The sequence below is a fragment of the Thermoanaerobacter siderophilus SR4 genome, assembly GCF_000262445.1.
GTDB classification, from domain to species: Bacteria; Bacillota; Thermoanaerobacteria; order Thermoanaerobacterales; family Thermoanaerobacteraceae; genus Thermoanaerobacter; species Thermoanaerobacter ethanolicus.
This window is the reverse complement of record NZ_CM001486.1, coordinates 2493115-2510842: the sequence shown is the minus strand read 5'-3', so window position 1 is coordinate 2510842 and position 17728 is coordinate 2493115. Positions and strand designations below refer to the sequence as shown.

General features: G+C 34.5%; 12 protein-coding genes and 5 pseudogenes. 15 read left to right on the top strand and 2 right to left on the bottom strand.

Annotated features, from left to right (window positions below; translation table 11 throughout):
- Positions 1 to 24: 24 nt before the first annotated feature.
- The 9 genes and pseudogenes from lepA (at position 25) to mtaB (ending at position 11301) form a co-directional block, all read left to right on the top strand.
- Positions 25 to 1835, top strand: a pseudogene (gene lepA / locus THESIDRAFT1_RS12485) (translation elongation factor 4).
- Positions 1832 to 2959: a radical SAM family heme chaperone HemW gene (hemW, locus tag THESIDRAFT1_RS12480; RefSeq protein WP_006570550.1), complete on the top strand. Its 1128-nt coding sequence runs from the start codon at positions 1832 to 1834 to the stop codon at positions 2957 to 2959. Before lepA ends, hemW begins: the two are co-directional and overlap by 4 nt.
- A gap of 94 nt (positions 2960 to 3053) precedes the next feature.
- The gene (gene hrcA, locus THESIDRAFT1_RS12475) at positions 3054 to 4085 is read left to right on the top strand and encodes a heat-inducible transcriptional repressor HrcA (RefSeq protein WP_003869520.1); all 1032 of its coding nucleotides are present in this window, start codon (positions 3054 to 3056) and stop codon (positions 4083 to 4085) included.
- 22 nt (positions 4086 to 4107) lie between these two features.
- Positions 4108 to 4688 (top strand): annotated as a pseudogene (gene grpE, locus THESIDRAFT1_RS12470) (nucleotide exchange factor GrpE).
- Between the two features lie 17 nt (positions 4689 to 4705).
- Entirely contained in the window at positions 4706 to 6541 is a 1836-nt protein-coding gene (dnaK, locus tag THESIDRAFT1_RS12465; RefSeq protein WP_006570548.1) for a molecular chaperone DnaK, read from the top strand.
- 55 nt (positions 6542 to 6596) lie between these two features.
- Positions 6597 to 7757: pseudogene (dnaJ, locus tag THESIDRAFT1_RS12460) on the top strand (molecular chaperone DnaJ).
- A gap of 27 nt (positions 7758 to 7784) precedes the next feature.
- Positions 7785 to 8711 (top strand): 50S ribosomal protein L11 methyltransferase, encoded by a 927-nt coding sequence (gene prmA, locus THESIDRAFT1_RS12455; RefSeq protein WP_006570546.1) that lies wholly within the window; start codon positions 7785 to 7787, stop codon positions 8709 to 8711.
- Between the two features lie 6 nt (positions 8712 to 8717).
- Positions 8718 to 9452, top strand: a pseudogene (locus tag THESIDRAFT1_RS14830) (16S rRNA (uracil(1498)-N(3))-methyltransferase).
- 481 nt (positions 9453 to 9933) lie between these two features.
- Positions 9934 to 11301: a tRNA (N(6)-L-threonylcarbamoyladenosine(37)-C(2))-methylthiotransferase MtaB gene (gene mtaB, locus THESIDRAFT1_RS12445; RefSeq protein WP_003869514.1), complete on the top strand. Its 1368-nt coding sequence runs from the start codon at positions 9934 to 9936 to the stop codon at positions 11299 to 11301.
- Between the two features lie 222 nt (positions 11302 to 11523).
- Here the strand turns inward: mtaB and THESIDRAFT1_RS12440 are convergent, their stop codons facing one another.
- Positions 11524 to 12801, bottom strand: a complete 1278-nt coding sequence (locus tag THESIDRAFT1_RS12440; protein WP_006570545.1) for a transposase — start codon at positions 12799 to 12801, stop codon at positions 11524 to 11526.
- A gap of 191 nt (positions 12802 to 12992) precedes the next feature.
- Between THESIDRAFT1_RS12440 and THESIDRAFT1_RS12435 the strand changes: the two genes are divergently transcribed.
- From THESIDRAFT1_RS12435 to THESIDRAFT1_RS12425, 3 genes are all read left to right on the top strand, one after another.
- Positions 12993 to 13337, top strand: a complete 345-nt coding sequence (locus THESIDRAFT1_RS12435; protein ID WP_006570544.1) for a histidine triad nucleotide-binding protein — start codon at positions 12993 to 12995, stop codon at positions 13335 to 13337.
- Positions 13338 to 13448: 111 nt separating this feature from the next.
- Positions 13449 to 13634 carry a 30S ribosomal protein S21 gene (gene rpsU, locus THESIDRAFT1_RS12430; protein WP_003869512.1) on the top strand — a complete coding sequence of 62 codons (186 nt, stop codon included), beginning with the start codon at positions 13449 to 13451 and terminating at the stop codon, positions 13632 to 13634.
- Between the two features lie 14 nt (positions 13635 to 13648).
- Entirely contained in the window at positions 13649 to 14092 is a 444-nt protein-coding gene (locus tag THESIDRAFT1_RS12425) for a GatB/YqeY domain-containing protein (protein WP_003869511.1), read from the top strand.
- A 25-nt stretch (positions 14093 to 14117) separates the two neighbouring features.
- Here THESIDRAFT1_RS12425 and THESIDRAFT1_RS12420 read toward each other — a convergent pair whose 3' ends face one another.
- Positions 14118 to 15170: an asparaginase gene (locus tag THESIDRAFT1_RS12420; protein ID WP_006570543.1), complete on the bottom strand. Its 1053-nt coding sequence runs from the start codon at positions 15168 to 15170 to the stop codon at positions 14118 to 14120.
- Between the two features lie 98 nt (positions 15171 to 15268).
- On the opposite strand from THESIDRAFT1_RS12420, the gene yqfC reads away from it, so the two are divergent.
- The 3 genes and pseudogenes from yqfC (at position 15269) to THESIDRAFT1_RS12405 (ending at position 17727) form a co-directional block, all read left to right on the top strand.
- Positions 15269 to 15538 (top strand): sporulation protein YqfC, encoded by a 270-nt coding sequence (gene yqfC, locus THESIDRAFT1_RS12415; protein ID WP_003869509.1) that lies wholly within the window; start codon positions 15269 to 15271, stop codon positions 15536 to 15538.
- Positions 15539 to 15549: 11 nt separating this feature from the next.
- A pseudogene (yqfD, locus tag THESIDRAFT1_RS12410) lies at positions 15550 to 16735 on the top strand (sporulation protein YqfD).
- Positions 16732 to 17727 carry a PhoH family protein gene (locus tag THESIDRAFT1_RS12405; protein WP_003869507.1) on the top strand — a complete coding sequence of 332 codons (996 nt, stop codon included), beginning with the start codon at positions 16732 to 16734 and terminating at the stop codon, positions 17725 to 17727. Before yqfD ends, THESIDRAFT1_RS12405 begins: the two are co-directional and overlap by 4 nt.
- The last annotated feature ends 1 nt before the right edge of the window (position 17728 follow it).

Genomic DNA, 17728 nt, shown 5'->3' with positions numbered 1-17728 from the left:
CTTTAATTTTTGAGGAGGTACAAAATGTCAGAGAGGATGCAGTATATTAGAAATTTTTGCATTATTGCTCACATAGACCATGGTAAATCTACTCTTGCAGATAGACTTATTGAGAAAACAGGTTTTCTTTCTGAAAGGGAAACAGATAAGCAAATTTTAGATAATTTAGAATTAGAAAGGGAGAGAGGAATTACTATAAAGTTAAAGCCTGTAAGAATGATTTATAAAGCTAAAGATGGAAATGAATATGAGCTTAATCTCATTGATACCCCTGGACATGTGGATTTTACTTACGAGGTATCCCGAAGTATTGCAGCTTGTGAAGGGGCCCTCCTTGTAGTAGATGCTACACAAGGGATTGAGGCGCAAACCCTTGCTAATGTGTATATGGCTTTAGAACATGATTTAGAGATAGTACCTGTGATAAATAAAATAGACCTTCCTTCAGCAAATCCTGAACTTGTAAAAAAGAAATTGAAGACGTGATTGGGATTGACGCAGAAGATGCTTTGCTTACCTCTGCTAAAGAAGGCATAGGTATAGAAGAAGTTTTAGAAGCCATTGTAAATAGAATTTCCCCTCCAAAAGGAGATGAAAATAAGCCTTTAAAAGCGCTAATTTTTGACTCTTTTTATGATAACTACAAAGGTGCAATAAGCTTTGTAAGGGTAGTAGATGGAATTGTTAAACCAGGAATGAGAATAAAAATGTTTTCTACTGGCAAAGTTTTTGAAGTTACAGAAGTGGGTATGTTTAGACCTAACCTTTATCCAGTAGAAGAGCTTAAAGCAGGTGAAGTTGGATATATTGCTGCCAGCATAAAAAATGTAAAAGACACTCGCGTAGGAGATACAATAACAGATGCAGATAATCCAGCCGATTCTCCACTTCCTGGCTATAAAGAAGTAGTGCCAATGGTCTTTTGTGGAATTTATCCTGCGGATGGACAAGATTATGAAAATTTAAAAGAAGCTTTAGAAAAACTTCAGCTAAATGATGCGTCACTTGTATTTGAACCTGACACCTCTGCTGCCTTAGGTTTTGGATTTAGGTGTGGCTTTTTGGGACTTTTGCACATGGAAATAGTTCAAGAAAGGTTGGAAAGAGAGTACAACTTAAATCTTGTCACTACTGCACCAAGTGTAATTTACAAAGTTTACAAAACTAATGGAGAGGTATTGGATTTGGACAATCCTACAAAAATGCCGCCTCCTACGCAAATAGATCATATTGAAGAGCCAATTGTGGAAGCTACTATTATGGTGCCTACTGAATATGTAGGGGCAGTTATGGAGCTTTGCCAGGATAGACGGGGAGCATATTTAGGAATGGAATATTTAGAACAAACTCGCATACTTTTAAAATATGAAATGCCTTTAAATGAGATAATATATGACTTTTTTGATGCTTTAAAATCACGAACAAGGGGTTACGCCTCTTTCGACTATGAGCTTAAAGGGTATAAAGAATCTAATTTGGTAAAGCTTGATATTTTAATAAATGGCGAATTGGTAGATGCTTTATCCATGATAGTTCATAAAGATAAAGCCTATGAAAAAGCGAGAAAAATTGTAGAAAAGTTAAAAGAAAATATTCCAAGGCATCTTTTTGAGATTCCAATCCAGGCTGCAATAGGCTCTAAGATTATTGCAAGAGAGACTGTAAAAGCTTTGAGAAAAAACGTTCTTGCCAAGTGTTATGGAGGAGACGTAACTCGTAAGAAAAAACTTTTGGAGAAGCAAAAAGAAGGTAAAAAGCGCATGAGACAGGTGGGAAGTGTTGAAATACCTCAAGAGGCTTTTATGTCAATATTGAAGCTAGATGATGAAAAATGAGGGAGATAGGACTATACATTCACATTCCTTTTTGTAAAAGAAAATGCTATTATTGTGATTTTAATTCTTATGCAGGCTATGATTATCTTTTTGACGACTATATTCGGGCACTACTTATGGAAATAGAATCAAATTCTACAAAAGATTATAATGTGGTTTCGGTTTATATAGGAGGAGGGACCCCTAACCTTTTGCCTCCTTCTTATATAGAGAGGATATTGAAGTCTGTATTTAAAAATTATAAAATACTTGATGGTTGCGAAATTACTATTGAAATGAATCCCGGCCTTATAACTGAAGAAAAACTAAAAATTTATAAAGACAACGGGATAAACCGAGTAAGTATTGGACTTCAAGCTTTTCAAAATAGGCTTTTAAAATATATAGGTAGAATTCATACAATAGAAGATTTTTTTGAAAATTATGAGTTAGTGAAAAAGTTCTTTGGCAATATAAATATTGACCTGATGTATGCTCTTCCTACTCAAACCTTTAAAGAGTGGCAAGAAACTTTAAAAGAAGTAGTAAAATTACAGCCGACGCATGTTTCTACTTATAGCTTGATTTTAGAACCTAACACCTCCTTTTACAGACTTTATGAAAAGGGTCAGTTGCCTATAGTTGATGAGGAAGAAGAGCTTAAAATGTATCATTGGGGTATAGAGTTTTTAAAAGAAAAAGGTTATCACCATTACGAAATATCTAATTTTGCATTGCCCACATTTGAATGTCGCCACAATATTTTATACTGGGAATGCAAAAATTATTTGGGATTTGGTGCAGGAGCCCATTCTTATATGGAGGGTGTGAGATATAGTAATATTGAAAATATAAAAGACTATATTAAGAGCATTTTAGAAAGAAAAAGTGCAGTTAAGGAAAAAATAAAGTTGGCAAAAGAAGATAGAATGGCTGAGTTTATGTTTTTAGGAATGAGAATGACAAAAGGAGTGTGTGACAAGGATTTTAAGAAAAGATTTGGTATCAGTTTGTTTGAATTTTACAAAAAAGTAATACAAAAATACTTAAATGAAGGTCTAATTGAGATTGATAATGAGTGTGCAAAACTTACCGAGAGGGGTATTGATGTCTCTAACGTCATTTTTGAAGAATTTCTGCCCTAAATGAGTATTGACAAAAAATTATAAGAGTGGTATTTTAAAAACATGAATTAGCACTCAATCGAGTAGAGTGCTAATAATACATGGGGTGGTGAAAATGCCGTTAGATGATAGGAAGAAAAAAATACTATATGCGGTTATTACTGATTATATTATGACGGCAGAGCCAATAGGGTCGAGAACAATAGCTAAGAAGTACAATATAGGACTAAGTTCTGCTACTATAAGAAACGAAATGGCGGATTTAGAAGAAATGGGATATTTGGAGCAACCTCATACTTCCGCAGGAAGAATACCTTCAGATAAAGGATATAGATTTTATGTAGACAGCATTCTTCGAAATTATATAAACAATGACCCTCCAATTAGCTATAATACTCGCGAGGAAATAATAGCAGAATTTGATGAAATTGTAAAGAAATATGCAAGAATTTTGGCTAACATAACTCACCATACTACAGTTGCTAAAATGCCAAAGTTGAACCCTGATAGAATAAGGAAAATCCAACTTATACCTGTTGCTTCTAATAAAATGATCTTTTTAGTAGTGACAGACACAGGAATTGTAAAAAATTACTTGCTAAATTTATGCCAAAATGTAGATAGAACTATCTTTGAGTTTTTAAACAATTTGTTAAATGACAAAATTGCTGGCAAAAGCGAAAAAGATATTTTTGAGTTTTTACAAAAAGATTTAAGGCAGATGTTGGGAGAGGTAGCTTTTATAGCCGACGAATTGATAAACACTATACTTTTGAGCTTGAAGCAGTTACAAGAAACGGACATTTATGCGGATGGAACTTTCCATATTTTAGATTTTCCTGAATACAAGGATTTAGGCAAAGCAAAAAATTTTTTCAATCTTTTGGACAACAAGTCGTTATTGAACGAAGTTTTAGAGCCTGAAGTAGATTTTATAGATGTGAGAATAGGAAGTGAAAACAAGTTTGAAGAGATGAAAGACTTAAGCGTAATAAAAACCACTTATAAGATTAACGGTCGTGTGGTGGGTACAATAGGAATTATAGGACCTACAAGAATGGATTATAGAAGGTTGATTAACGAAATCAATATGATGACAAAAGAGCTTTCAAATCTTTTGTCGAGTATATACAATGATGAAATATAACGAGGTGATATAAGTGGAAGAGATGGAAAAAGAAATTAACAAAGAGGAGGAAAAGGATGTAAATAATTTAGAATCAAATGAACAAATGGAAGGGCCTCCTGAAGAGGAAGAACAAACACAGCAGGAGCATAAGCAACAAACGGTTGATGAAATAGAGGAATTAAAGCAAAAACTTCAGCAAAAAGAGGCTGAAGCTCAAGAATATTTAGATATTGCACAAAGATTGAAAGCAGAATTTGAAAATTACAGAAAAAGAATAGAAAAAGAAAAAGCTGAGATGATCGATTACGGGCAAGAAACAGTGATTTTAGAACTTTTGACTATTATGGATAATTTTGAAAGAGCTTTGGCAAGCAGTGGAGATTATAATTCTCTAAAAGAAGGGATAGAATTAATTTACAGGCAGTTTAAAAAATATTGGATAAATTTGGTGTGAAAGAAATTGAAGCAGAGGGGCAGATTTTTGACCCCTATAAACACCATGCTGTAATGCAGGAAGAGGTAGAAGGAAAGCAACCAAATGAAATTATTGAAGTTTTCCAAAAAGGGTATTATCTAAAAGATAAAGTAATAAGACCAAGTTTGGTTAAAGTAGCAAAATAAAAAGGAGGTTGAAAAATATGGGGAAAGTTATAGGAATTGACTTAGGAACTACATTTTCTTGTGTTGCTGTTATGGAAGGAGGCCAACCTGTAGTAATACCTAACGCAGAAGGAGCTCGTACTACGCCTTCAGTCGTCGCTTTTACTAAAGAAGGAGAAAGGTTAGTAGGGCAAGTTGCAAAAAGGCAGGCAATTGTAAATCCTGACAGGACTATAATGTCTATAAAAAGACACATGGGAACTGATTACAAAGTAAAAATTGACGATAAAGAGTATACACCTCAAGAGATTTCTGCAATGATTTTGCAAAAGCTTAAGGCTGATGCAGAAGCTTACTTGGGCGAAAAAGTTACACAGGCGGTAATTACTGTTCCTGCTTATTTCAATGACAGCCAAAGGCAGGCTACAAAAGACGCAGGTAGGATTGCAGGTCTTGAGGTTTTGAGAATAATAAATGAGCCGACAGCTGCTGCTTTGGCATATGGACTTGACAAAGAAGGAAATCAAAAGATAATGGTTTATGACTTAGGTGGCGGTACTTTTGATGTTTCTATTTTGGAAATAGGAGATGGAGTATTTGAAGTTTTGGCTACAAGTGGCAATAACCATTTGGGTGGGGATGACTTCGACCAAAGGATAATAGATTGGCTTGCTGACAACTTCAAAAAAGAATATGGAATTGACTTAAGAAGTGACAGGATGGCATTGCAGAGACTAAAAGATGCTGCAGAAAAAGCAAAAATAGAGCTTTCTTCTGCAACGGTTACTAATATAAACTTGCCATTTATTACTGCTGATGCTACAGGTCCAAAACATATAGATGTAAATCTTACAAGGGCAAAATTCGAAGAGCTAATCTCCGACCTTGTAGAATCAACTGTAGGTCCTGTTAACCAAGCATTAAGCGACGCAGGTTTAAAACCTTCTGATATTGATAAAGTCATTCTCATTGGTGGTTCTACAAGAGTGCCTTTGGTACAGGAGACAGTAAAGAGAATAATGGGTAAAGAACCTCACAAAGGAATTAACCCAGATGAGGCAGTGGCTATAGGTGCAGCTATACAGGCGGCAGTATTGGCCGGAGAAGTGAAAGATATTCTCTTACTGGACGTAACACCTTTGTCCTTGGGTATAGAGACATTAGGTGGAGTATTTACTAAGATTATAGAGAGAAATACTACAATACCTACAAGAAAGAGCCAGATATTTACTACTGCGGCGGATAATCAGACTTCTGTTGAAATACACGTGTTACAAGGCGAAAGGCCTATGGCAAAAGACAACAAAACTCTTGGAAGGTTTATTTTGTCAGGGATTCCACCAGCTCCAAGAGGAGTACCTCAAATTGAAGTTACTTTTGACATAGATGCCAATGGAATTGTACATGTTTCTGCAAAAGACTTAGGTACTGGCAAATCTCAGGATATAACTATTACTTCTACAACTAATTTGTCAGAAGAAGAGATACAAAGAATGATTAATGAGGCTAAGCAGTATGAAGAACAAGATAGGAAGAAGAAAGAAGAAATCGAAATAAGGAATAAAGCAGATTCTCTCATTTATCAAGCTGAAAAAACAATGAAAGACCTTGGAGATAAGATGACGCAAGCTGAAAAAGATGAAATAAATAGAGAAATAGAAAATGTGAGAAAAGCTCTTGAAGGAAGCGATATAGAAGCGATTAAAAATGCTTCTGAGAAACTTTCACAAGCCTTCTACAAAGTTTCTACAAGAATATACCAACAAGCGGGAGGACAAACGGGAGGAGCTACAAATACTGGTAGTGCTGGACAAGGTACAACACAGGACAATGTTTATGAAGCCAATTACAAAGTGGAGGATGATAATAAATAATATAGAACCAGGTTTTACCTGGTTCTAATTTACGTAATGAAAGGCAGGTGAGAAAGTGGCTAAAAAAGATTTATATGAAATATTAGGAGTAGATAGAAATGCCACAGAAGAGGAAATAAAAAAGGCTTATAGACGGCTTGCTAAGAAATATCATCCTGACTTGAACCCAGGAGATAAAGAAGCAGAGCAAAAATTTAAAGAAATAAACGAAGCTTACGAAATTCTCTCCGACCCTCAAAAAAGAGCCCAATATGACCAATTTGGAGACGCAGCCTTTGAGCAAGGCGGTTTTGGCCAAGGTGGATTTGGTCAAGGAGGTTTTTGGAGAGGGCGGTTTTGATTTTGGAGGCTTTGGAGGATTTGGCGATATATTTGGCGATATTTTTAATGATTTCTTTGGTACTGGCAGGAGAAGAGCAGAAACAGGCCCTCAAAAAGGGAACGATATAAGGTATGACCTTACTTTAACTTTTGAAGAAGCTGCTTTTGGGGCAGAAAAAGAAATAGAGGTTGAACGATTTGAAGAGTGTGATACGTGTAAAGGAACAGGGGCCAAGCCGGGTAGTAAACCAGAGACTTGTCCTGTATGTCATGGAACTGGTGAAGTGAGAACTGCACAGAATACTCCTTTTGGAAGAATTGTAAATATAAGAACATGCCCTAAGTGCCATGGTGAAGGAAAAATTATTACTGACCCTTGCAACAAATGCGGTGGCACAGGTAAAATTAGGAGGAGGAGAAAAATTAAAGTTACTATACCAGCGGGAATAGACGAAGGACAAATGCTTACCTTAAGAGGAGAAGGAGAGCCAGGCTTAAGAGGAGGTCCAAGGGGAGACCTGTATATTGTAATTCACGTAAAACCCCACGAGTTATTTACAAGAGAAGGATACAATGTACATTTGAAAATGCCCATAAGTTTTGCTGATGCAGCTTTAGGTGGAGAAATAAAAATTCCTACGCTGGATGGAACAGTTAGCTTTACAATACCAGAAGGGACCCAGACAGGGACTAAGTTTAGGTTAAGGGGAAAAGGGATTCCTCACATAAATGGAAGAGGACGCGGAGACCAAATTGTAGAGGTTTATATTGATGTGCCTAAAAAATTGACAGAAAAGCAAAAAGAATTGCTAAGAGAATTAAAAAATTAGAAGGAAATACTACGACAGAATCAAAATCATTTTTTCAAAGGATGAAGGACGCTTTTGGCGGATAATAAATTTGAGTAAAGGTGTGGAAAAGAATGAAATGGATTGAAGTACAAGTGACAACTTCACAAGAGGCAGAAGAGGCTGTGTCAAATATCATGCACGAATTAGGGGCTGGCGGTGTAGTTATAAAAAACCCTAATGATGTAAAACTGTTGGCGCAAAGTGATAATTGGGATTACTTTGACCCTTCTCTTTTTGAAGAAGAGGGAAATATTAAGGTTTTTGCCTATTTTCCTATTGCTTCAGATACTATAGATAGAATAAATATTTTAAAAGATAGAATTGTAGAACTTAAATCTTTTGGAATTGATATAGGCAATTTTGACTTAAAAGTCTCAGAAGTAGATGAAGCGGACTGGGCAAGCAATTGGAAACAGTACTATAAGCCTTTAAAAATAGGGAAGAAAATAGTGATTAAGCCTTCTTGGGAAGAATATGTATCTCAAGGAGAAGAGATAATTATCGAATTAGACCCCGGAATGGCTTTTGGCACAGGCACCCATGAGACTACAAAGATGTGTCTGGAATTTTTAGAGGAGATTGTGATACCAGAAAGGATAGTTTTTGATGTAGGTTGTGGTTCAGGCATACTTAGTATTGCTAGTAGCAAATTAGGAGCAAAGGAAGTTTATGCGGCAGATATAGACGAAGTTTCCGTGGAAGTAGCCCGACAAAATGTAGAATTAAATAACTTACAAAATGTAAAAGTATTTAAAAGTGATTTATTAGGCGAATTTAGAGGAAAAGCGGATATTATAGTGGCAAATATAATTGCTGATGTGATAATTAAGTTGTCGGCAGAGGCTCCTAAATACTTAAAAGAAGAGGGCTTATTTTTAGCTAGTGGTATAATAAAAAGTAGAAAAGAAGAAGTTTTGCAAAAAGTTGAAGAATTTTTTGAAGTGTTGCAAATTAGAGAAGAAGGAGAATGGTGTGCAATATTATCAAGGAAAAAGTGAGAGCTTATGAGAAAAATTTTTATTGATAGGCAAAATATTAAAGGAGAATTTGTCTATATAGAAGGAGAAGACTTTCATCATCTGGTAAATGTCTTAAGGCTTAAAAGAGGAAATGAAATTGTTGCATCGGATGGATTAAAAGAATATGCTGCTCGCATTGAAGAGATAAAAAAAGACAAGCTTATTTTATTTTTAGAAAGAGAATTAGAATCAAATACAGAGAGTGCCTTAGAAATTTCATTATTTCAAGGCTTGCCTAAGTCAGATAAAATGGAATTGATTATTCAAAAATGTGCAGAAATTGGAGTTAAAAATTTATCCCAGTTGTGACTCGTTATACGGTTGTAGACATAACTAAAAGCAATATAAATAAAAAATTGCTAGGTGGAGAAAAATTAGTGAAGAAGCTTGTAAACAATCGGGCAGAACTGGGGTGCCCGAAATTTGTATGCCTATTTCCTTTGAAGAGGCTATAAATCAGGTTGATAAGTTTGATCTATGCATAATTCCATATGAAAAGGAACAAACTTCAAAATTAAAAGAGGTGTTGGAAAAGGCAAAAGGCGTAAAAAAATTGGAATTTTTATAGGCCCTGAAGGAGGTTTTTCTCAAGAGGAAATTGAATTAGCCTTAAACAAAAGTATTAAGCCTGTAAGCTTAGGCCCCAGGATTTTGCGAACTGAGACAGCAGCCATCGCAGTTTGTTCAATAGTAATGTATGAATTAGGAGATATGGGTTAAATTATTAATAAACAAAGAACAAAAAGATATTTTCTAATGCCCTTTAGGGCATGTCAAATTGTAGATAAACTTTCGTAAAGGAGATATTTTGCATAAGGAGCAACTTGTTACAAAGCGACCCGGCACTCAAGTAGGAGAGTTTGATAAAGCAAAAATAAAAAAACAACTATACTTACTTGAGTGCCGGGAAACTTAGCAAGACCGAGGGTGGAGGCAGGGCCGAAGCCAAGGAGGGCGGAGGCGGGCACCTTAAGGCATGGATGCCACCTGACGTAGGTACCCTGCCGGAACCTGAAGGGGAAGCTTATGTTTTGTCGCTTTGGAACATCGGAGCGACGATGCAAAATATCTCCTTTGAATATTTTTTTAACTTTGTCAACAAACTGAATGCCTTCGGGGCCTATTTTTTGTATGCAATAGCATGTTATAATATGTGATATAATATGAAAAAAAGAGATTTAATAGGAGGAGCATTTTTAAAGTGGCAAAAGTAGATTTAACTCTTAGTAATGAGGAATTTTATGAAAGATATGGTCATAAAAAAACTGTTGCTTTTTATACTTTGGGGTGTAAGGTAAATCAATATGAGACAGAAGTCATGGCTGAGCTTTTTAAAAAAGCTGGTTATGAAGTAGTTGATTTTAATGAAAAAGCGGATGTTTACGTAATAAATACCTGTACTGTAACAAATAGAAGTGATATGAAGTCAAGGCAGGAGATACGAAAAGCTAGAAAGAAAAATCCTGATGCGCTGGTAGTAGCTGCTGGTTGCTATGTGCAAGTAAGTCCAGAGGAAGCTTTTTCTCTTCCGGAAGTGGACATAGCGATTGGTACGAAAAATAAGGACAAAATAGTGGAATTAGTAGAGGAATTTACACAAAAAAATCAAAAGTTGAGTGTGGTAAATAATATAATGACTCAAAAGGAATATGAGGAATTTGGAGTAACAGCTTATACAGAAAGGACAAGGGCATATATAAAGATTCAAGACGGCTGCAATCAATACTGTACTTACTGCATAATCCCTTACGCCAGGGGACCTGTGAGAAGTAGAGACCCCAAAAAAGTACTAGATGAAGTAAAAAGGTTTGCTGATTCAGGGTATAAAGAAATTGTTCTCACAGGTATACACATAGCTTCCTATGGCAAAGATTTAAAAAATATTGGGCTTTTGGACATTATAAAGATGATTCATGAAATAGATGGCATAAAAAGGATAAGACTTAGTTCTATTGAGCCTACTTTTTTAACTGAAGAGTTTGTGAAAGAAATAGCTAACTTGCCTAAGATGTGCAGGCATTATCATGTATCCCTTCAAAGTGGATGTGATGAAACCTTAAAAAGAATGGGAAGAAGATATACTACAAAGGAGTACAAAAGTGTAATTGATAGGTTAAGAGAATACATCAAGGATGTGGCGATAACTACAGATGTTATGGTGGGATTTCCTGGTGAAACGGAAGAGGAGTTTCTCAAGACTTACAAATTTGTGGAAGAGATTTGTTTTAGCAAAATGCATGTTTTTAAATATTCAAGGAGAAAAGGTACAAGAGCATACAACTTTCCAAATCAAGTTGCAAATCATATAAAAGAAGATAGGAGTAAAAAGCTCATAGAATTGTCTAATAGGTGTGAATATAAATTTATGGAGAGTTTTATAGGGAAAACTTTGGAAGTCCTCTTTGAACAACCGGTAAAGAATATGGAGGGTTATGTGGAAGGCTTGACTGATAATTATTTAAGTGTAGCTGTTAAAGGAGATAGAAAGTTACTTAGAAATGAGATTTTCCCAGTGAAAATAAAAGAAATAAAAGATAATTTATTAATTGGAGAAATTGAAGGAATTTAAAGAGATTTGTAGAATATATAGGGATGTGCAAAATTAATAAAAATAATCACGACAAAAAACCAAAATATGTATGACATACAATATATAGTAATCAACACTGACAATCAAACATAAAGGAAGTGGTAAAGGAAAAAGAAAGACAAAAAGAGGAGCTAAAAAAGGGCATAAATATCCTGTAGAAGTCAAATGTTAAAAAATAGCATGAAATAGATTCAGTAAAAATTAGGCCGATTGCATCAAAGCAACAAGAGATCTAAACTCATCATATTTGCCCAATTTAATAGCTACAATAGCGACAGTAAGCAAAGTAATATGGCCAAAAGTATTAAGGTTGCTCACAGAATTAATATTTCTAACATAAGCCTTTTCAAAATCCAGAGCTTTAAAGCGGGAATTATATCTTTCTGATTCAATTCTCAATCTATAGACAGCCTTAAAATAGAGGGAATCTCTATTAATAGAGGACCTATAATCAGAAGATATAATAGCATACTTAGTACAGCCTCTATGCTTTTTGCCATTAAGATATTTAGGATGATTTATAGGGCAGGCAGAATCATCTTTAGAATTACAGAACTTGCAAACAAATTTTTGCTTAATAAAACCATCAAAATACTGCTTGCCATCTTTAAGCATTTTAATACCCGCTTCGCAGACCATATAACCATCATCAGTCAGAGGGGGATTTTTAGAATTGCGCTTGTTAAGAGGAATAAAGCAATGACCGTGGAGAATATTTCTAACATAATTATAAAGTTTCTTAACATCATAGCCTTTATCAGCAATAAAATTAACATACTTAAGGTTAAACCACTTATTAGTCTTCTCAAGTAAAGACAAAGCAACTTCAAAATCAGGGGCATCAGCGGGAGTAGTAGTTTCAGCGATGAGTAAACCAGAGATAGCATCAACAATAATGTGATTTTTATAGCCCCAATAAAACTTATAGCGTTTATTAGAAGAATCATTAGAAGCAGAATAAACTCCTAATTTACAATCCTTATCAGACTTAGGCTGATTATCTTTAGAGAATTTATTTTTAGAAAAAGACTTAGGGTTATTTAACTTAGTGTTAGCTTTAATAGGGGTAGAATCCATGGAAATAAACTCACCGGAGATAATACCCATATTTTTGAGGATATTGACCTGATTTTGAAAAATAGAGGTCAAATAATCATGAGAGAAGTCATTAATAAAACGGCGAAAAGTCCAATAAGAAGGAAGAGGTTTAGAAATGTCGAAGCCACAAAGATGAGCAATGATAAGATTATTGCGGAGATAATCTAAAAGGTCAGAAATTGTGCCGAATCTTTCAGCTTTCATGACAATAAAAGCTCTAAAAAGTGCATGATGAGAGTAACCCTTACGGCCAGGACTAGAGGAAGGGAATTCAGGTATTGAAGACAGGTCAAGATTTTCAAACATAGAAGAATAGAAATCAATTTTAGACTGAGAGGTAAAGAGTTCAGGTATATTTAAAAGTAATTGAAGCTGGTACATGTAGGATTTCCTCCTTCTTAAAAAATTTTTTATAGTGTATATATAATAATTCGACAAATGGGAGGGGAAATCCTACATAAAAGATAAAAAATTCAAGAGTGATAGAAAAAAAGCATGTCTGTGGAATGGCTTAAATGAAGGCTTTTGAATTTTGCACAAGTCTATAGAATATAAAAAGAGGAGGTGAAAAGATGGCAGATTGCATTTTTTGTAAAATTATAAATAAAGAGATACCTTCCAATATAGTCTATGAAGATGATTTAGTAGTAGCATTTCGGGATATTAACCCGCAGGCACCTGTACATATCCTCATTGTACCCAAAGAACATATACCGACATTGTTAGATTTAAATGAGGATAACAAACATTTAGTATCTCATGCTTATATGGTGGCAAAAGAATTGGCAAAAAAAGAGGGCATTGACGAAAAAGGTTATAGAATTATATCAAACTGTGGAAATGACGGGGGACAAACGGTATATCACATACATTTTCATCTTTTAGGCGGTAGATTTATGACTTGGCCACCAGGTTAATCATTGACACATTATGGTTTTAGGAGTATAATAAAATGAGAGTTTCCAGCAGGACATCGCAGCAAAATACGCAGCTTAGTTTGAGCAGTTTATCTGGAGGGAGGGAGAGTAGTGTCTGAAGTAAGAGTCGGCGAAAATGAATCATTGGACAACGCTCTGAGAAGATTTAGGCGCCAATGTTCCAAAGCAGGCGTTTTATCAGAGCTTCGCAAAAGAGAACATTACGAAAGTCCCAGTGTAAAACGTAAGAAAAAATCCGAAGCAGCAAGAAAAAGAAAATATAAATATAATAAATAAAGGAAGTGCTTGCCATGACCCTAAAAGAGCGAATATACAAAGATATGGTAGAAGCTATGAAAAACAAAGATAATTTTAAAAAGAATATTTTAAGTATGGTGAGAGCAGCTATTCTCCAAGTTGAAAAAGATACTCAAAAAGAATTAGACGATGAAGGGGTCATCAATGTAATTTCTAAGGAGATAAAGCAAAGAAAAGAAGTGTTGCCGGATTACGAGAAAAGCGGAAGGCAAGACTTAGTGGATAAAGCCAGAAAAGAAATTGAGATTATGCTTTCTTATTTACCGAAGCAGCTATCCGAAGAGGAAATAGAGGAAATAGTAAAAAAAGCTATCGAAGAAACTGGTGCTAAAACTAAAAGCGATATAGGAAAAGTGATGGGAAAGGTAATGCCAATCGTAAAAGGGAGAGCAGATGGCAACCTTGTTAAAGACATGGTAAACAAGTATCTACAGTAAACAAAGGACTTGATGCTATTAGGTATCAAGTCCTTTCTTCTTTAAACAATTTTTTGATTTCATTGTAATTATTAGAATAAGCAAGAGCTGCCATGAGTTTTATACGAGCTTTTTGCCCTGAGAGATTACCTCCAAAGATTACCCCTAAGGATTCAAGATGCTTTCCGCCACCTTTATAACCGTAAGAGGCATCAACTCTTCCCATAGGACATCTTGAAACTAACACTACAATTACTCCCTTTGATATAGCATATTCTATACCCTCAGCCAATTTTGGAGGTACATTTCCCCTTCCTGTTCCTTCTATTACTATTCCTTTTTCTCCACTGTCAACAAGGAATCTGATAATTTTATCGTCCATACCAAAGGCAACTTTTAAAAGACTGACTCTTGGCTCTAAATGGTCTACTGGTATATAATCTCTTGCCTCAATGTTCCTATAAAAATACGCTCTGTTATTATCTACAACACCTATTGGACCTGTTTCAAGGCTTTTAAAGGTGTCAATACTTGAAGTATGAGTTTTTGTGACATCTCGTGCAGCATGTATTTCGTTATTGAAAACTACTAACACTCCTTTGTTTTTGGCTTTTTCTGAGGAAGCAGTAATTACAGAAGCAATTAAGTTGCTGGGACCGTCGTACCCAACTTCAGAAGAATTTTTGATGGCTCCAGTCAAGACTATTGGTTTTTCGGAATTTATAGTTAAGTCTAAAAAGTATGCTGTTTCTTCTATGGTGTCTGTACCGTGAGTAATGACGACTCCTTTTACTTGTTGTTTCATGATTACGTTTTCAACTTCTCGTCTCAAATTTATTAATAGCTCGGGAGTAAAGTAAGGACTTGGAAAATTACCAAATTGGATTATTTCAATTTGGGCAATTTCTTTTATGTTGGGAACCATTTTTAGTATGTCATTTCCTGATAAAGAGGGTATAGCAGCATTTAAATTCGGGTCATTTTTCATGGATATAGTTCCACCAGTAAAAATTATTACTATTTTCTCCAAGGCAAATCCCCCCAAAAAATAATTTACAGCAACAGGAATATTCATTTTGTTACCTTCATTATAATACATATTTTCTAATTACTCAAAAGGTCTAATTGCCTATAAAAAAGCAAGAGAATTTTTTTAATTTCTTCCTCATAAAATTTTAAGAGAAGGGAGGTTACAGTATGAAAGATGGGATAAAAAACGAACTTGTAAATGCAATAGACTTTCCAAAAGAGGTACTGCTTAATCTCCCTAAAATAACTTTGATAGGGAAAACCCATGTTACTATTGAAAACCACAAGGGAATTATTGAGTATATTCCTGAAAGGATTAGGGTAAATACGACAATTGGAGTTGTTAGAATATTAGGTAAAAACATGATTGTAAATTCTATAATGACAGAGATTATAACGATTAGTGGCGAAATAATGAATATAGAAATAATGGTATAGGAGGAGTATTTTTGGTTGCAATAAAATTATGGAATTTTTTAAAAGGATATGTTATTATTAAGATTGAAGGTTTGTCAATTGAAAAATTTTTAAATCTCATAATGGTAAATGATGTCTATATTTGGGATATTGAGCGTAAGAATTATACTACTATAGTCGCAAAAGTAAGTTTAAAGGGTTTTAAAGAAATAGTGTCTTTTGCGAAAAAAACTAATTGTCGTGTTTCAGTGATTTCTAAAAGAGGGTTGCCTTTTGTAATTTCTCGATTAAAAAGAAGAAAATCATTGGTTTTAGGGGCAGCAATTTCTCTTATACTGATTTATGCATTTTCTACTTTTATATGGGAAATTAATATAGAGACCGTCAACAATGTAAATGAAAAAGTAGTTTTAGAAAAGCTTTCACACTTAGGATTAAAGCCAGGAGTTTCTAAATTTACTATAGATGTTAATAAAATAGAGACAGAATTTTTATTACAAAATAATGATATATCGTGGATAGGAATAAATATAAAGGGTACTAATGCTTTTGTAAAAGTTGTAGGTAAAACAAAACCTCAAGAGGTATTGTCAAAAGATGAACCATGCAATATAATAGCTAAAAAAGATGGTATAATTTATAAGATGACGGTTTTAGAAGGGGAAGCGGTAAAAAAAGTTGGAGATACAGTAAAAGCGGGAGATATAATTGTTACAGGGATAATTGAAAAGCCAGGACTAGAGACAAGATTTGTACATGCTGATGGCCAAATTATTGGGAGGACATGGTATGAAGTTTATGCTGACGCCGAACTCAAAAAAGAAGTCTTTGAGAGGACAAACAACAAAATAACTGTTACAAAAATAATATTTGGCAATAATACTATAACTATATCGCCTAAAAAAGTAGACTTTAAGAATTTTGAAAAAGAGGAAAAAGAGATAATATCAAAAAATTTTCCAGTTAGAATAATAAAAGAAGTATACTATGAAACCAAACCTAAAACTATTGTTTTATCTAAAGAGGAAGCAAAAAATATTGCTTTTGAAAAAGCACTAAAGGAGTTGGAGAAGGTTTTAGGCCCTCAAAGTAAGATAGTAAATAAAAAGAAAGTTATGTGATTATACAAGATAAAATATTAAGAGCCAATATTACTGCTGAGGTTTTAGAGGAAATAGGAATGAAAGAAAAATTTCTTATATAGGAGGGGAACATTGATTAAGGAGTTAGCTATTAATATTGAGGATATGGAGCAAGCTGCCAATTTGTTTGGCAACTTTGATGAAAATATTAAGTTAATAGAAGAGGGATTAGATGTCAAGATAGTGTTAAGAGGAGGAATTATTAAGATAACGGGGGAAGAAAAAAACGTGGAATCTGCTAATAAACTTTTTAACAAATTGATGGGAATGATTGAAAAGGGAGATGTGATTACTACCCAAAATGTTTTGTATACTATGAATATGATTGAGGCAGGAGAAGAAGAAAAACTAAAGTCTTTAATGTCTGATATTGTTTGTATAACAGCTAGAGGCAAACAGATAAGGTGCAAAACTTATGGGCAAATGAGGTATGTAGAAGCTATAAGAAAAAATCAGATTGTATTTGGAATAGGACCTGCCGGTACGGGCAAGACCTATTTGGCTATGGCAATGGCTATTACCGCAATGAAAAATAAAGAAGTAGGTCGTATAATTTTAACAAGGCCGGCTGTTGAAGCAGGAGAAAAGTTGGGTTTTTTGCCAGGAGATTTGCAAGAAAAAGTTGATCCTTATTTAAGACCTTTATATGATGCGCTTTACGACATTTTAGGAGCAGAAGTTTTCCAAAAATACATGGAGAAAGGCTTAATTGAGGTAGCACCCCTAGCTTATATGAGAGGTAGAACTTTGGACGATTCTTTTATAATACTTGATGAAGCTCAAAACACCACTCCTGAGCAGATGAAAATGTTTTTAACCCGTATAGGTTTTGGTTCTAAAGCAGTTATAACTGGTGACGTTACTCAAATAGATTTGCCAAGAGGTAAAAAATCCGGACTAAAAGAGGTTATGGAGATATTAAAAGGAATAGAAGGTATAGAGTTTGTAATGCTTTCTGAAGAAGATGTGATAAGGCATCCTCTTGTAGCTAAAATCATAAAAGCTTATGAAATTTATGAGAAGAACATGGAGGAAAACAAATCAGAAATCCCAGAGCGAGGGGAATAAT

What these genes read in the sequence shown, in the direction of transcription:
- hemW (WP_006570550.1), top strand. Translation starts at nt 1,832, where the DNA reads ATGAGGGAGATAGGACTATACATTCACATTCCTTTTTGTAAAAGAAAA.
- hrcA (WP_003869520.1), top strand. Translation starts at nt 3,054, where the DNA reads ATGCCGTTAGATGATAGGAAGAAAAAAATACTATATGCGGTTATTACT.
- dnaK (WP_006570548.1), top strand. Translation starts at nt 4,706, where the DNA reads ATGGGGAAAGTTATAGGAATTGACTTAGGAACTACATTTTCTTGTGTT.
- prmA (WP_006570546.1), top strand. Translation starts at nt 7,785, where the DNA reads ATGAAATGGATTGAAGTACAAGTGACAACTTCACAAGAGGCAGAAGAG.
- THESIDRAFT1_RS12440 (WP_006570545.1), bottom strand. Translation starts at nt 12,801, where the DNA reads ATGTACCAGCTTCAATTACTTTTAAATATACCTGAACTCTTTACCTCT.
- THESIDRAFT1_RS12435 (WP_006570544.1), top strand. Translation starts at nt 12,993, where the DNA reads ATGGCAGATTGCATTTTTTGTAAAATTATAAATAAAGAGATACCTTCC.
- THESIDRAFT1_RS12425 (WP_003869511.1), top strand. Translation starts at nt 13,649, where the DNA reads ATGACCCTAAAAGAGCGAATATACAAAGATATGGTAGAAGCTATGAAA.
- THESIDRAFT1_RS12420 (WP_006570543.1), bottom strand. Translation starts at nt 15,170, where the DNA reads ATGTATTATAATGAAGGTAACAAAATGAATATTCCTGTTGCTGTAAAT.
- yqfC (WP_003869509.1), top strand. Translation starts at nt 15,269, where the DNA reads ATGAAAGATGGGATAAAAAACGAACTTGTAAATGCAATAGACTTTCCA.